Source organism: Acinetobacter sp. AG1, assembly GCF_001005525.1.
Lineage (GTDB): Bacteria > Pseudomonadota > Gammaproteobacteria > Pseudomonadales > Moraxellaceae > Acinetobacter > Acinetobacter modestus.
Map to the genome: position 1 here is coordinate 1 of NZ_LBMZ01000095.1, position 15,000 is coordinate 15,000.

General features: G+C 37.0%; 13 protein-coding genes. 6 read left to right on the forward strand and 7 right to left on the reverse strand.

Annotation, left to right across the window (positions count from 1 at the left end; genetic code table 11):
- Positions 1 to 329: 329 nt before the first annotated feature.
- Genes AAV96_RS04400 through AAV96_RS04410 form a run of 3 tightly spaced genes read right to left on the reverse strand, consistent with a single transcriptional unit; the run spans position 330 to position 2,299 of the window.
- On the reverse strand, positions 330 to 941 hold the full coding sequence (locus AAV96_RS04400; protein WP_161793994.1) for an OB-fold-containig protein: 612 nt from the start codon (positions 939 to 941) through the stop codon (positions 330 to 332).
- A 22-nt stretch (positions 942 to 963) separates the two neighbouring features.
- Positions 964 to 1,269 carry a Rieske (2Fe-2S) protein gene (locus tag AAV96_RS04405; protein ID WP_087535917.1) on the reverse strand — a complete coding sequence of 102 codons (306 nt, stop codon included), beginning with the start codon at positions 1,267 to 1,269 and terminating at the stop codon, positions 964 to 966.
- A gap of 16 nt (positions 1,270 to 1,285) precedes the next feature.
- The gene (locus AAV96_RS04410) at positions 1,286 to 2,299 is read right to left on the reverse strand and encodes an adenosine kinase (RefSeq protein ID WP_046738441.1); all 1,014 of its coding nucleotides are present in this window, start codon (positions 2,297 to 2,299) and stop codon (positions 1,286 to 1,288) included.
- Positions 2,300 to 2,480: 181 nt separating this feature from the next.
- Between AAV96_RS04410 and AAV96_RS04415 the strand changes: the two genes are divergently transcribed.
- The 4 genes from AAV96_RS04415 (at position 2,481) to AAV96_RS04430 (ending at position 8,081) form a co-directional block, all read left to right on the forward strand.
- Entirely contained in the window at positions 2,481 to 3,260 is a 780-nt protein-coding gene (locus AAV96_RS04415) for a membrane protein (RefSeq protein WP_046738442.1), read from the forward strand.
- Between the two features lie 162 nt (positions 3,261 to 3,422).
- Positions 3,423 to 6,362 carry an insulinase family protein gene (locus tag AAV96_RS04420; RefSeq protein WP_046738443.1) on the forward strand — a complete coding sequence of 980 codons (2,940 nt, stop codon included), beginning with the start codon at positions 3,423 to 3,425 and terminating at the stop codon, positions 6,360 to 6,362.
- 21 nt (positions 6,363 to 6,383) lie between these two features.
- A complete protein-coding gene (locus tag AAV96_RS04425) occupies positions 6,384 to 7,553 on the forward strand; it encodes a phospholipase A (RefSeq protein WP_046738444.1) in 1,170 nt (389 codons plus the stop codon).
- Complete coding sequence (locus tag AAV96_RS04430; RefSeq protein WP_046738445.1) at positions 7,554 to 8,081, forward strand: cysteine peptidase family C39 domain-containing protein; 528 nt, start codon at positions 7,554 to 7,556, stop codon at positions 8,079 to 8,081.
- Here the strand turns inward: AAV96_RS04430 and AAV96_RS04435 are convergent.
- The 3 genes from AAV96_RS04435 to ilvA all read right to left on the reverse strand — a co-directional run bounded on the left by AAV96_RS04435 (position 8,069) and on the right by ilvA (position 11,760).
- Positions 8,069 to 9,406, reverse strand: coding sequence for a TrkH family potassium uptake protein (locus AAV96_RS04435; RefSeq protein ID WP_046738446.1), 1,338 nt, complete (start codon positions 9,404 to 9,406; stop codon positions 8,069 to 8,071). The genes AAV96_RS04430 and AAV96_RS04435 overlap by 13 nt on opposite strands.
- 1 nt (position 9,407) lies before the next feature.
- Positions 9,408 to 10,058 carry a potassium channel family protein gene (locus AAV96_RS04440; protein WP_046738447.1) on the reverse strand — a complete coding sequence of 217 codons (651 nt, stop codon included), beginning with the start codon at positions 10,056 to 10,058 and terminating at the stop codon, positions 9,408 to 9,410.
- Between the two features lie 157 nt (positions 10,059 to 10,215).
- On the reverse strand, positions 10,216 to 11,760 hold the full coding sequence (gene ilvA, locus AAV96_RS04445) for a threonine ammonia-lyase, biosynthetic (protein ID WP_171249116.1): 1,545 nt from the start codon (positions 11,758 to 11,760) through the stop codon (positions 10,216 to 10,218).
- 98 nt (positions 11,761 to 11,858) lie between these two features.
- Between ilvA and rpiA the strand changes: the two genes are divergently transcribed.
- Positions 11,859 to 12,530, forward strand: a complete 672-nt coding sequence (gene rpiA / locus AAV96_RS04450) for a ribose-5-phosphate isomerase RpiA (RefSeq protein ID WP_005160051.1) — start codon at positions 11,859 to 11,861, stop codon at positions 12,528 to 12,530.
- Positions 12,530 to 13,216 carry a M48 family metallopeptidase gene (locus tag AAV96_RS04455; protein ID WP_046738449.1) on the forward strand — a complete coding sequence of 229 codons (687 nt, stop codon included), beginning with the start codon at positions 12,530 to 12,532 and terminating at the stop codon, positions 13,214 to 13,216. The genes rpiA and AAV96_RS04455 overlap by 1 nt, the downstream gene beginning before the upstream one ends.
- Before the next feature lies 1 nt (position 13,217).
- Here AAV96_RS04455 and AAV96_RS04460 read toward each other — a convergent pair whose 3' ends face one another.
- Positions 13,218 to 14,756 (reverse strand): hypothetical protein, encoded by a 1,539-nt coding sequence (locus tag AAV96_RS04460; protein ID WP_046738450.1) that lies wholly within the window; start codon positions 14,754 to 14,756, stop codon positions 13,218 to 13,220.
- Positions 14,757 to 15,000: the final 244 nt, after the last annotated feature.

The following is a 15,000-nucleotide window of genomic DNA, read 5'->3' on the forward strand; positions in this document are numbered from 1 at the left end:
AAATCTGATTAAAAAGGTTTGATTTATAATTAATTTAAGAAAAATTAAACCAACTAAAATAGTATGGATATAAAAAATATAATATTTACAATCATTTAAGGAATTGATTACATAATTAAGTAATTTTTATAATGGACTCTGCACAAAACCTAGTGTATTGGTAGAGTTTGGTTTAAAAAATGTGTGAAATATCATCCTTCATTTTGGTCTGAAAGTTAGATCAATAGATTGATGAAAATGGAAGAGGAGATTGCAATATTTATAAACTTTCTTTTTGTAACATATTGTAATTTTGAATGGGGTGATCAAAATTTATAACTATATAGGTCTTAGTCTGCGGTAAATAACTTATTGGAGATAGAGATTTTTTTTGCAATATAGTGAGAATTTGATTTTTGGCTGATCAGCAGTACTTGTGATTGTAATTCTAATTCGCCGTATTCTGGTTCAACTTGCACGTAATACAGTTGACCAAACTCATTTCGAACGCGTGCTTGAGCTGAGAAGCCTGGACGAGCATTACCCGTAGAAATTGTTGCTAAGCGACCCACTAAATTGATATGCGTATGCGTGACTTTAGGTTTAATCACTTGGTCAAGACAATGAATCATAAACACTGTAAAAAAGATGTCGATAATCAAAGCAGGAACAAAAAGATAGTAAGGCGAGATAAAGTAGTGTTGTAAAGCAAAAAATGAAAGCTCTAGAAAATAACCTGCAAAACTAAAATTGATGAGTAAAAATACAAATATTAAGTATTTAGAAAATTTTACATCTAATAGCGGTGAATTTAATAACCACTCTGGTGTCATTTTCTTTACGAGATGACTTGGACGTAAGCCGATAAAAATACCAATTGTTTCTGCAATGCTGAGCAAAATCAAAGCCACTACGCTCATGTGAAATGGCATAAGGTAGTAATTTAAAAAAAACTCAGTCATCGCAGAATTCATGATCTAGGTATTAGTCAATATAAATACCACCATCAGAGTGTACTTCCAAATTTACTTTTTCAAGGAATTCACCTAGACATGGTCCTGAAACACATTCACCAGTTTCTACTGAGAATAATGCTCCATGAGTTGAGCATTGGATATACTCACGATCCTGATCTAAAAATTGATTTTCTAAATACTCAAGTTCAGTTTGCAAATGTGGGCAAACATTTTGATAAGCGTAAAAGCTACCATCTTTCTGAGTAATAAAGATTGTTGTTCCTTTCATGGTGTCATATGCACGAGACTCACGATCTGGGACTTCCTCAGTCATGCAAATTTTTTCCATTTTAAGCATATTCCTGTTGAGAATTTTTAAATTGTTCAAATAATTTGGCATAGTTTTCAACGGCTAAGCGTGGACCAAATTGTGCAACAACTTCACTAGAAATTAAAATAGCCAGTTGAGCCGCAGCTTCTAAAGTTAAACCAGCGTTAATGGCATATAAGAATGCACCAGCAAAAGCATCGCCAGCACCGTTAGTATCAACGGCATGAACTTCGCGACCAGCAACGTGGAATTGTTGTTCAGGGTCAATGATGACTGCGCCATTTGCGCCTTGAGTGATGACAATATGTTGATTCTTTGATTTTAAAACTTCAATAGCTGCGTCAAGTGTTTCAGTATTACTGAACATTAGCGCTTCTTGTTCGTTACAGAATAACAAGTCAACGCCGTCATCTAATAATTCTTCTAGGCCTTGACGTGCATATTGCACCATTGCAGGATCAGACAGTGAGAGGGCGATTTTAACGCCATGTGCTTTGGCAAGTTCACGTGCTTGTTTAACCGCGACACGAGCAGTATCACTTGTCGATAAGTATCCTTCGATATAGAGCCATTTTGCAGCTTTTAACGGTTCAAAATCGATTTGTTCAGCAGTTAATTCAGCGGTAATGCCTAAATATGTGTGCATAGTACGTTCTGAATCAGGACTGATCAGAACCATACATGTGCCTGTTACACCTTCACTAATTGATTGTGCAGCGGTTTTAATACCTGCTTCATTTAAACCATTCAAGTAGATTGAACCTAGGTCATCATTACCTACACGGCATCCGTAAAAAGCTGTACCACCTAAAGCACTGAATGCAACAGTTGTGTTTGCAGCCGACCCACCACTTGCTTGACCTTTATAGTTTTGGGTGTCTTGTAATTGTTGATATAAAGCTGCTTGAGTTTCACCATCGGTCAACTGCATTGTGCCTTTTTGCAAAGCTTGCTGCGTTAAAAACTCATTTGAGACTTTAAATTCTTGGTCAATCAGCGCATTACCAATTGCAAAAAGATCAACAGTTGCCATGTTTGTCATCACATTAAAAAATCAAAAAGCAAAGTTTACACTAATGCTCAGGATTACAGTAGTTTGTTGGAAAAATTAGCGTAGCTCTAAATAGTTAATTGTTGCGTTTATCTGTTTTAATTTTTATTTAAGCGGACCAATCAAGAATAAACATATTTAATAAAAAAAGAGCCGAAATTCTATGGCAATACTTCAGGTGACAACTTCCAGTTCACATGAACTTTTGTCAAAAGTTCCACAAGTCACAGCTTTATTCTGGGTGACTAAAATTTTTGCCACAACATTTGGAGAGACGGCTGGAGATGCTGTTTCCATGTCACTCAATTTAGGTTATTTGATTAGCACTTTTATTTTTGCTTTCATTTTTATTGCATTGGTTAGTTTCCAGATTCGTGCAAAAACGTACCAACCATTTCTATACTGGTTCACGATCATTGCGAGTACAACAGTTGGAACGACGTTGGCTGACTTTATGGATCGGTCTTTGGGGATTGGTTATATCGGCGGCAGTTCATTATTATTGTTGTTGGTCTTGTTGTCTTTATGGGTATGGTACACATCAGAAGGTAATATTTCGCCAGATACTATCAATAATGTTCGTACTGAATGGTTTTACAGGGTCACAATTACTTTTTCACAAACACTCGGAACAGCTTTGGGTGATTGGTCTGCTGATACTGCTGGTTTGGGTTATACAGGTGGAATTGCTTTATTTTCTGGATTGATTTTATTGCTTGTTGCTCTGCACTTTTTAACACGAGTATCGAAAACCTTATTATTCTGGGCTGCTTTTGTATTGACTCGTCCATTGGGCGCTGTAGTTGGAGATTTTTTGGATAAGCCACTCAGTTCTGGAGGGCTGGACTTGAGCCGTTTTACAGCTTCTATAGTATTGTTGGTGGTTATCCTCGGGTGTGTATATTGGTCGAAACACAAGCACACTCGCTTAAATCCAACGTAAATATTTTTATATTCGATGAAATCAGAGAGAAAAAATGCGTTGCATTTTGGTTGGCGCATTTTTCTACAAAAACATACTAATTTACATGGATATCCATGTGTATTCTTCGGTAGACTCTCTATATTAAATTAGTGTTATTTAAATAGATAAATTGGAGATCACATGACTGTAGATGTTACTGAAAGCATTACTCAAACTATCCATCCCGCGTTTCAGCTATTACGTCAACACCATGTAGAAGCACTCGATATTCAAGTTTCAGAATATAAGCATAAAGTAACTGGTGCGGTTCACTACCATTTGGCCACAAATCACGATGAAAATGTATTTTTGGTGGCATTTAGAACTCAACCTATGGATTCTAAAGGAACAGCTCATATTTTAGAGCATACAGCATTATGTGGTTCTGAAAAATTTCCTGTACGTGACCCATTCTTTTTAATGATTCGTCGTTCATTAAATACCTTTATGAATGCGTTCACAGCAGCAGATTGGACAGCTTATCCATTTGCGACACAGAATAAAAAAGATTTTCAGAATTTATTGTCAGTGTATTTAGATGCTGCATTCGCTGCAAATTTGAACCCTTTAGATTTTGCTCAAGAAGGGATTCGTATTGAATTAGAGAATGATCAAGCGGTTTATAAAGGTGTGGTGTTCAATGAAATGAAAGGAGCGATGAGTTCACCTACAGATCAGCTCTATCACCAATTGGCACATCATTTATTCCCTGAAACGACTTATCATTATAATTCAGGTGGTGATCCAAAAGACATTCCTGATTTAACCTACGAACAGCTTGTTGATTTTTATAAAACACATTATCACCCAAGTAATGCAGTCTTTATGACTTTTGGTAATCAAACTGCCTATGATTTACAGGAGCAGTTTGAAAAATTAGCATTAAATAAGTTTTCTCAGGGTACAACATTATATTCAAAACCTGAAAAACGTTTATTAGCACCAATAGAAGTGACTGAAAGCTATGCAGTTGATAGCGAAGATCTAAAAGATAAAACTTATCATGTGATGTCATGGTTACTACCTGAAACAAGCGATATTAAATTGCGTTTAGGCATGCGTTTAGTAGAAGGGATTTTATTAGAAAACTCAGCGTCGCCGTTGCGTCATTATTTAGAAACTTGTGGTTATGCACAGTCAACGGGTCCATTGATGGGAGTTGATGATAGTAACTTTGAAATGACGTTCTATTGTGGCGTACAAGGCTCGAATGAAGAACATGCTGAAACATTTAAAAATGGTGTTTTAGATATTTTGAAAGAGGCTGCTTCAAAACCAATTGACCGTGATTTGGTTGATGCGATTTTACATCAAATTGAATTACATCAACGTGAGATCAACGGTGATGGTACGCCTTATGGTTTAAGCCTTATTTTGAATGGTCTAGGTAGTGCAATTCACCACAATGACCCAATCCATGTGTGGGATGTTGATTCTGCAATTGAGCAAGTGAAAGAAGAATTGAAAGACCCAATGTGGTTGTCTAATTTAATTCAAATCCATTTGTTAGATAATCCGCATCGTGTACAAATGACCTTAGTGCCAGATGCGACCAAATCAGTAAAAGAGCAACAGGCTGAACAAGCACGTTTGGCTGAAATTACTGCTAATTTGACAGAAGATAAAAAAATTGAAATTCAGCAAAAAACTGAAGCATTAAAAGAACGTCAAGACACAGCTGATGATCTTGAGTTACTTCCTAAAGTTGGTTTGGAAGATGTGCCTGCGGATTTGCATATTGTTCAAGGTCAACTACGTGAGATTATTAGTAATGGTTTAGACACCCCATTAAATTTATATCATGCAGGTACGAATGGTATTTACTATCAACAAGTTTTGATTCAGATTCCAGACGAAATCGTACAGTCGCCTTATTTCAACTTACTTTCTATCTTGATGGGTGAGGTTGGCGCAGGTGAGCATGATTATTTAGAATTCCAACAAATCCAAACGGCTGTAAGTGGCGGTTTGGGGATGGGAGCATCTTTGCGTAGTAAAGTGGATGATAAAGATCGAATTAGTGCGTGGTTAACACTGACGACAAAATCACTTACGCAAAAGTTAGATTCTATTCAGTTGTTGAAACTTGCCTTTGAGCAGCTGCGTTTTGACGAAAAAGATCGCATTATCGAATTATTGCAACAACGTAAAACCCGTTGGCAGTCGCGCTTGTCTGGTTCTGGACATAGTTATGCAATGCAAATTGCTTCTCGTCAAATGAGTGCATTAGCTCGACGTGACTATCATAATACTGGTTTAGGCGCATTGAATTGGCTTACTAACTTGGTTAATAAGATTGATCAGGATGATACGGCTTATGAAGCTTTAATCGCTGAATTACAAGCAATCCATCGCAAGTTATTACAAGCACCTAAACAGTTTTTATTGGTTTGCGAAGAACATCAATCTGATCGTTTAGTTGAAGAGATTCAAAACGTTTGGGATAAACTGGCTGTCGATAAATCACCTGTAAGCTTAACCAAAGTTGAGCAAATCAATACAGAAAATGATGAAGCTTGGCTCATTCAGACGAATGTTCAATTCTGTTGCTCTGCTTATCAAGCCGTCGATGTTGCACATGCAGATGCAGCACCATTGATGGTATTGGCTGCGTATCTGCGTAATGGTTTCTTACATAGTGCCATTCGTGAAAAAGGCGGTGCTTACGGTGGTGGAGCAAGTTATGATGGTAATGCTTGTTCATTCCGTTTTTATAGTTATCGCGATCCACGCTTAGTTGAAACATTTAATGATTTTGAAGCAAGTGTGCAATGGTTATTTAACGTTGAACAGCAACCATATCAACTTGAAGAAGCAATTCTTGGATTGGTCGCAGGTATGGACAAACCTGGTTCACCTGCTGGCGAAGCAATTACTGCTTGTTATGCATTATTGCATGCACGTACGCCAAAATTCCGTAGAGTTTTACGTGAGCGCTTATTAAGTGTGAATTTGGAAGATTTGCAGCGTGTTGCAAAACAATATTTATTGGAACAAAAACCAGTAAAAGCAGTCGTTGCGCCATTTGCTAAACGTGATGATCTACAAGCACTTGGATTTAATATTCAGCAAGTTAATTAAAATAAAAAGTTGGAGATATCTATGGCGTTCAAATCTTTTGAGCGGGGTCATTTGGAGCTTGGTGTCGTTATGACACTGAGCGCTTTGGCTAGTTCTATGGTCAATGCGCAGACAACTACACCTGCAGCACCAGCAACAGTAGAGGCTTGTGTCGCTTTGGCTTCAAATGCAGATCGTTTAGCTTGTTATGATAGCCTTTTTAAAGCTCCAACAGTGATCGCACCACAAGTTCAAGCAGCCGAACCAATTATTGCGGTAGCTACTCCATCGGTAGAAAACAAAAATGAAAAAGCTGAACCTACGACTTTGCGTGATAAGGTTGTTCAAAAAGTAAGTGATTTGCACATCTTAGGTGCTGCGCCTAAATTTGATCCAAATATTTCATTGTTAGATCGCCGTTGGGAACTTTCTGAAGAAAGTAAACTGGGGATGTGGAATATTCGAGCTTATCAACCCGTTTATTTGCTGCCCGCATTTTGGACCAGTGATAAGAATGAATTTCCTAGTAGCCCCAATCCAAACAATACTGTTAAAGATCAACAAAACTTAACCTCTACAGAAGCTAAGTTCCAAATCTCTTTAAAAACGAAAGCCTTAGAAAATATTTTGGGTGATAATGGTGATTTATGGTTAGGATATACACAATCTTCTCACTGGCAAGTTTATAATTCTGAAGAATCAAGACCTTTTCGTGAGACCAATTACGAGCCTGAAGCAAGTTTGATGTTCAGAACGAATTATGAAATTTTAGGTTTAAATGCACGTCTGTTAGGTGTGACTTTAAATCATCAATCTAATGGTCGCTCGGATCCCTTATCACGTAGTTGGAATCGTGTAATTTTTAATTTAGGTTTTGAAAAGGATAATTTTGCCTTAATGTTACGTCCTTGGTATCGCGTCGAAGAAAAAGCCAAAGATGACAACAACCCTGATATTAAAGATTATATGGGACGTGGCGATCTCACGGCATTCTATCGTCATGATGATAACGATTTTTCGTTGATGCTACGCCATTCTTTAAAAGGCGGTGATCGCTCGCATGGTGCTGTTCAGTTTGATTGGGCATTTCCAATTAAAGGTAAGTTGCGAGGTCATTTGCAACTATTTGATGGTTATGGTGAAAGCTTGATCGATTATAACCATCGTGCAACCTATGCGGGTTTAGGTGTTTCTTTGATGAATTGGTATTAAATGAGTTTAAATATTCCTGAGTCATTGCTGCGTCTTGAAGCAAATTGCGGCGTATTCGCACTCTGGTTGATCTTGAAGCAATATCATACACATATTGATATTGCTGACTTGATTCAATTATGTGGTCATGACCAAGACGAAGGAACGTTCACCATTGCATTGGCTGTTGCACTGAAAAAATTAGATTTTACTGTCTCTTTTTATACTGATCCCGATCCAAATATCGATGAAAAAGAGAAACAAAGTTATGTTGATGCGCAATGTCTTAATATCCCGATTCACGCTGCTTTAACGTATGCAGAGATTCAAAATGCTTTTGAAAATGGTAAGTTTGTCATTGTTTTCTATGACACTTTACTGGGAGTTGGAAACCAATCCTTGATTTATTCAATAGATGAGCAAGAGATTAGTTTCTGTGATCATTTTGAAGTGATGTCAAAAGGTGTGTTTGAACAACAACGCCAAGCTGATGGAATATGTAAGCAGGTGATTGTGATTGACCAATATTCAGAGTTTTATCCGATCTGAATATTGGCATTTGCATGTTTCAAACGACTTTTCTTTGGTGTAGCAATCAGGTAGGCGAGTGTTAATGGTCCAAGTCGACCTGTGTACATCAGTAAGCTCAAAACAAATAAGCTACCATCATGCAATTCACCTGTAACACCTCGAGATAAACCAACAGTGCATGCAGCCGAAACAACCTCAAACATGAGATCTAAAACATCTAATTTAGGTTCAAGTAAGAAAATTGTGAAACAACCGATAAACACTAACATACCTGTAATTGCTGTAACGGCAAGCGCTTTATAGGTTGTTTCCTGCGAAACTGAATGATTGAAAATACGAATTTCTTCATTACGTCGTAGAAATGAAATCACACAAAGCAGCAATATAACAAAAGTACCAACTTTAATACCACCTGCGGTACTGAGCGAACCACCACCAATAAACATCAATAATATAGTGAGTAGCGCTGTGCTATGTTCCATCGAACCTGTATCAATAGTATTGAATCCTGATGAACGAGGTACTGTAGCTTGGAACCAAGCATTCATGGCCTGTTCACCAATATTCATTGAACCTAAAGTAAGTGGATTGTTGGCTTCTAAAAGCCAAATCAAAATAAAAGCCACAATATTTAGTGTCGCGATTGCACTGAGGATTAGCTTGCTATTGGGCGTAAGTTTACTCCAACGTTTATTTTGTTTAACATCAATTAAAACAAGAAAGCCAATTCCACCCAACGTATATAGCGTACTAATGGTTAAACAGATAAGATAATGACCTTGGAAATTTATTAAGCTGTTATTGAATAGCGAAAAACCCGCATTGTTGAATGCAGAAATACTGTAGAAAATTGAATAATATAATCCACGGTCAAAGCCATAAATAGGTATAAAAGAAGTACTTAAGATAATAACGCCAATCAGTTCAAAAAAAAGTGTATAAATCACCACACCTTTTGCCACAAAGGTAACTTTAGATAAGCTGGTTTGACCTAAGCTATCTTGTGCCATCATTTGTTGTTTGAGCCCGAGTTTAGGCGCTAGACTTAAGGCTGCCAAAATAGCAAAAGTCATAAAACCCAAACCACCTGTTTGGATTAATAAAAGAATAATAACCTGCCCGAGATGATTAAAAGACTCATTTAAATTCACTACAGATAAACCTGTAATGGTTACAGCCGATGTTGCTGTAAATAAGGCATCCATCCAGCTCAAATTGCCTTTATTGGCGATGGGGAGTTTGAGTAATAGTGTTCCGATGATAATAAAACTCAGAAACCCAATCGCTAATAAGGAAGGTGGACTTAAGTTAAAAATTTTTTGAGTATTTATTTTTATAGTCATTTTATACAAAACATCCTGAGAGCTTTCGGAGATGGCTGAGCGAGCCTTCTAAAATAAGTACGTCTCCAGCCTGTAGAGTAAAATTCACATCGGTTTCATATAGAATTTGTTGATCACGTTTCAGTAATAAAAGTTTGATATTGGGTTCTTGTTTTAAGATGCCTGATAAATTCACATGATTCAGCTTTTCTTGTACTGGAACTTTGACAATATAATGATCATCATCCAAAGCCATATAACGGCTGACCATTGGGTAATTTAAAGCTTGAGCAACCCGCACACCCATGTCTTCTTCTGGATGAATAATTTTACTGACGTTTAAATGGGAGAGGATAGTGTGGTGGGCTTTAGTTTTGGCTTTAACGAGGATTTTATCCACCCCTAAATTTTTTAGATTTAAAACACAAAGAATACTGGCTTCAATATCTTCACCAATCGCGACTACGACTGCATCACAATTCTGGACATTCAGTTCTTCTAATACATGCTCATCAGTGGCATCTGCAATTACAGCATGTGTAATACGATCAGCTAAACTTTCAACATTACGTTTAATGGTATCAATCCCAATCACATCATGATTGAGTTTGGTCAGTTCTAAGGCAACAGTTGCTCCAAAACTACCTAAACCAATGACTGCAAACTGTGCCATAATTGTCCTTAACTAAATGATAAAAATGTCTTTTTATTCATTTTAAGATGGAATACTTTTCTATGTGTAATGATTTTGTTTGCGATCACATATAAACATCAAGATTGTTAGATAAAAATAAAGCCGACATGATGTCGGCTGTAAGTGATGAGGCGGTTTATTTAAGGAAACGTTTGTAACCAGTATTGTCACTGATTTCAGCATAAGGATAAGTAATTTTCTCTAAAGTTTCGATCAACCCATCTGGATTTTGTTTTGCATCAGTTGCTTGTAAACCGACTAAAACACGACCTTCGGCTGCACCATGATTGCGATAATGGAATAGAGTAATGTTATGTGTTGGACCTAGGCGTTCCAAGAATGTCAGTAATGCACCTGGACGCTCTGGAAATTCAACACGGAATAAACGCTCATTTTCCAAATTGGCATGACCACCAATTAAGTAACGAATATGTAGTTTTGCAACTTCATCATCGGATAAATCATCGACATCATATTGTTGTTTCAGCAATTCATGGATTTCGTGGCGTTCAACTTCGCCACCTTTTAAGCTAATTCCAACGAAAACCTGAGCTTGGCTGTCGTCACTGGCACGATAGTTAAATTCAGTAATGTTACGACCTTGTAGGGCGCGGCAGAAATTAAGAAATGCGCCTTTTTGCTCAGGAATCGTGACTGCATAAATTGCCTCTTTGCGTTCCCCCAATTCAGTGCGTTCGGCAATATAGCGTAGACGATCAAAGTTCATGTTTGCGCCGCAAACAATAGAAACCATATTTTTGTCTGTTAACTGATGTTCTGAGATATATTTTTTGATCCCTGCTAATGCCATCGCACCAGAAGGCTCGACAATACTACGATTTTCATCATAGGTATCTTTGATTGCGGCACAGATTTCATCTGTATTTACGGTAACAATATTAGGATCGACGATTGGGCCTGATTGATCGGACTTCTGTAAGTGAACCATTTCAAATGGTAATTCACCAATTTGTGCAACTGCTGTGCCATCAGCAAATAAACCGACATGAGGTAAAACCACACGTTCATTGGTTTCGAGTGCAGCTTTTAAGCACGCAGATTCTTCATATTCAACTCCAATGACTTTGACATGCGGTGCAACTTCACCTAGATAGGCTGCAACACCAGCAATGAGCCCGCCACCACCGACAGCAACGAAAACATATTCAACATCACGCCATTGGCGCAATAATTCATTGGCAATCGTTCCTTGACCAGCAATGACCAGTTCATCGTCATAAGGTGGGATAAAAACTAAACCTTCATCTTCTGCACGTTGTTTTGCGTATTTATTGGCAACATCGAAACTATCGCCATGTAACACAACTTGACCACCTAAGCGTTTAACTGCTTGAACTTTAATATCAGGGGTCGTGCTTGGCATGACAATAATGGCAGGAATGCCTAATTTTTTTCCAGACAGTGCAACACCTTGCGCATGGTTACCTGCTGATGCACAAATCACACCTCGATCGAGTTGATCTTTAGGAAGTTGGCTAATCCGGTTGTAGGCACCGCGTAGCTTGAAAGAGAATACAGGTTGTAAATCTTCACGTTTAAATCGAATATTATTATTAATTTTTTGACTAATTCGTGGAGCTGCTTCAAGCGGTGTTTCAATCGCAACGTCATAAACCGTTGCTTGTAAAATTTGTCGTACCACACGAGACAGCATGTTCATCTTCCCTATAACAGTTTAAAATAGGCAATCATTGTAGCAAACCCCTGTGCATTTGCGCTGTTTTCTTGCAGCAAATGTCAAAATAGTTGAGTGAAGTCATGAGTCTATATGCAACCCAAGATGAAAAAAAACAAGCTGCTGCTAAAGCAGCTTTGAAACATTTGCCTAAAGGCGGCATTTTGGGCGTAGGAACTGGAAGTACTGTTAATTTTTTAATTGATCTATTACCAGAGTTGCAATTGGAAGCAGCCGTAGCAAGTTCTAATGCAACAGCTGAACGTCTTAAAAAATTAGGTATCGAAGTAGTTGATATGAACTCGGTAGGTGGTTTGGATGCATATGTTGATGGTGCAGATGAAATTGACCGTCATATGCATATGATTAAAGGTGGCGGTGCTGCATTAACTCGTGAAAAAATCGTTGCTTCAATTGCTAAGAAGTTTGTATGTATCGTTGATGATTCTAAATGGGTGGATCAATTAGGACGTGATTTTCCACTTCCTATCGAAGTAATTCCAATGGCGCGTTCTGCGGTTGCACGTAAAATCGTAGCTTTAGGCGGTGATCCTGTTTATCGCGAAGGTGTTGTTACTGATAATGGTAACGTTATCTTAGATGTTTTTAATTTAAATATTTTGAACGCACTTGATTTAGAGAAAACGATCAACAATATTCCAGGTGTGGTAACCAATGGAATTTTTGCTTTGAATGCGGCTAGCATTGCAATTGTTGCGACCAATAATGGTATCGAAGAACGTACTGCACAGTAATGCAATCAGTTTCGGTTGAAACACAATTGCCTGAAATTAAAGTAGTTCGACATGCAAGGGCGAGAAATTTGCGTTTGCGTGTTGAACCTACAGGTATTCGTTTAACAGTCCCTATCTTTTGTACAAAGCGGCAGATTCAGCAATTTCTGCAACAGTCTGAACAATGGTTATTAGAGACATGGAGCAAGCAACAAAAACAATTTAATCAGACTATCAATTTTCCTGAACAACTTATTTTATTTTATCATTTGCAACCATTTCAAATTATTCAGCAACAGCAACGTCATATTTTTAAATTTAACTGGGAACAACATATTCTATTTATTCGAAATGAAAGCCCTGAAATAGCTTTAAAAGCTGCTGTATTAGCATATGCGAAACAGTTTTTACCAGAATATTTAAACTTAATAAGTGAGCAGACGGGCTTGCAATATGGCGAATGCACGGTGAGAAAGCCAAAGACACGTTGGGGAAGTTGTAGTTCAAAACATGACATTATGCTTAACGCAGGATTAGTATTAATGCCTCTGCATAATGTACGATCAGTGTGTATACATGAATTAGCACATACGAAGTATTTTGATCATAGTGCAGCATTTTGGGGTGAAGTGGCGAAATATGATGAAAGTTATATCGAAAATCGCAGGCAATTAAAAAGTATTCAATTGCCTGCGTGGTGGTATTAAATCAAATAAAACTACATTCAAGTTGGGTTGTTTGTAGTTGATCTGGTGCCTTGCGAGTATCTAGACCTGCACTAGCACTTAATACTTGATTTCCATTTAATTTTATTTGAATAAACTTGTACTTTTGTAAAGTAAAGTCGATGTCAGTAGAACTACTATTGAGTAGGTAATCTTGACCTGTATTATTGATGAGCATTAAATTATCAGTACTATCCCCATCAAGCTTAGAAGTGAAGATTTGAGTACCTTTTTGTAGTTCTAAAACGCCGTTAGCTCTGATATTTAGTTTGCAATCGTTAATTTTATCTTCGTAACTGCCAATTAGATACTCAATAGAAGGTAAATTGGGATTAAAGACAGTATTAATTCCGGTTACACCAGATTGGCATAAATAATTCGAATCTAGACATTTTGATGTTGAAATATTAACGGCAAAGCCTACAGCTCTTCTATAGTCACCAGCCCCCGCTACTCTGAAAACATCGGTAGCTTGCATTTTTGGATCGGTGCCTGAGTATATTTTTTGTTCAAGTTGTATATATCCAAGTGGATTAGATGTTTGTTGCTCATACTTTGTGGCGAGTTTTAGTACTGCACTTTTTAATAATCCAGCATATTGATCTCTAATATTTTTTTGATTTTCTGCTATGTTAATTAAAGTGTTTTTATTTGGATCTGTATTTTCAGGGGCTGTGCCAATTAATGAAACAAGTGGACTAGGATCTCCATGTATTTTTTTTCCATCTAAATAACCATCTTTTAAATCGATTGCTAAGTTCTTGGTAAATTCAACAAATGCATTTTCAGGGTTGGAGCTTGACCATTGTTGAATGTAGCCAAAGTTTAAATAGGTATTAATATATTTATTGATGGTAGCAATGGTTAGGTTATTTGATTTAAATATAGTAAGTATTGTGCTTGGTGATAAGTTCGGTAAATCAACATTTGAAAAGCCATTTAGTAAGGCACTATTGACATCATTAGTCGCAAATTGTAGCTGTAATGCACTAACTTGTTTGGAGTTAATGATGTCTGTAGGGAGTTGACCTGATCTTACGATAGCACGTTGATAAATTGCTTCAGAGCTTGGGGTTATATAGATTGGTTGCGTTAAATTGCTAGTATTAACTTCTACTAAAGCATTAAAAGTTAAAGAGAAGCTTTTATATTGGCCATTGAGAAAATCATAAATTAGTGAGTTAGGTGTAGTAGATATTTCAATTCTATACAAATGATCCGTATTAAGTACTTTCGGTAAGGTAATATTGAGATTTGAAGTAGTACTAACATTTTGTTCTATAACTAAAGAATCATCAAAATTATCATATACTTTTACTACGACATCACGCATTTCAATTGGAACTTTAATATCGAAGTTTTTAGGTTTTGGAATCACAACCTCTGGAGTAGGAGGTACATATCGTGCCTCGCTTTCACCGCTTCCACAGCCTACTAGAAAAGCTGGACTAAGCAAAAAAATACTGCTTACGCCTAAACTGATGTATTGGTTTAATCTTTGTTTTGATCTCAAAGAAGGCATTCCAGCTCTCCAAAATTTAGCATCCATGAAATTTATTATTACCGCATGGTTTTTATTCTATGCGAATACTTAGATGATTCAATAGTATTTCTTGACCAGTGGTAAAATTGAATTTATATAAAACAATTTGACAGAACTTTTACACTGTTTTTAACGTTATAGCGACCAGTTAAGTGAAAATAAGTTGTTAAATTTACATTTTTGTTTTTAGAAGTTTTTATATTTTTACTATCTTTAGCTAGAT

Coding starts and splice junctions, on each gene's coding strand:
- AAV96_RS04455 (WP_046738449.1), top strand. CDS start 12,530: ATGCAATCAGTTTCGGTTGAAACACAATTGCCTGAAATTAAAGTAGTT.
- rpiA (WP_005160051.1), top strand. CDS start 11,859: ATGAGTCTATATGCAACCCAAGATGAAAAAAAACAAGCTGCTGCTAAA.
- AAV96_RS04410 (WP_046738441.1), bottom strand. CDS start 2,299: ATGGCAACTGTTGATCTTTTTGCAATTGGTAATGCGCTGATTGACCAA.
- AAV96_RS04420 (WP_046738443.1), top strand. CDS start 3,423: ATGACTGTAGATGTTACTGAAAGCATTACTCAAACTATCCATCCCGCG.
- ilvA (WP_171249116.1), bottom strand. CDS start 11,760: ATGAACATGCTGTCTCGTGTGGTACGACAAATTTTACAAGCAACGGTT.
- AAV96_RS04435 (WP_046738446.1), bottom strand. CDS start 9,406: ATGACTATAAAAATAAATACTCAAAAAATTTTTAACTTAAGTCCACCT.
- AAV96_RS04400 (WP_161793994.1), bottom strand. CDS start 941: ATGACTGAGTTTTTTTTAAATTACTACCTTATGCCATTTCACATGAGC.
- AAV96_RS04415 (WP_046738442.1), top strand. CDS start 2,481: ATGGCAATACTTCAGGTGACAACTTCCAGTTCACATGAACTTTTGTCA.
- AAV96_RS04425 (WP_046738444.1), top strand. CDS start 6,384: ATGGCGTTCAAATCTTTTGAGCGGGGTCATTTGGAGCTTGGTGTCGTT.
- AAV96_RS04430 (WP_046738445.1), top strand. CDS start 7,554: ATGAGTTTAAATATTCCTGAGTCATTGCTGCGTCTTGAAGCAAATTGC.
- AAV96_RS04405 (WP_087535917.1), bottom strand. CDS start 1,269: ATGACTGAGGAAGTCCCAGATCGTGAGTCTCGTGCATATGACACCATG.
- AAV96_RS04440 (WP_046738447.1), bottom strand. CDS start 10,058: ATGGCACAGTTTGCAGTCATTGGTTTAGGTAGTTTTGGAGCAACTGTT.
- AAV96_RS04460 (WP_046738450.1), bottom strand. CDS start 14,756: ATGCCTTCTTTGAGATCAAAACAAAGATTAAACCAATACATCAGTTTA.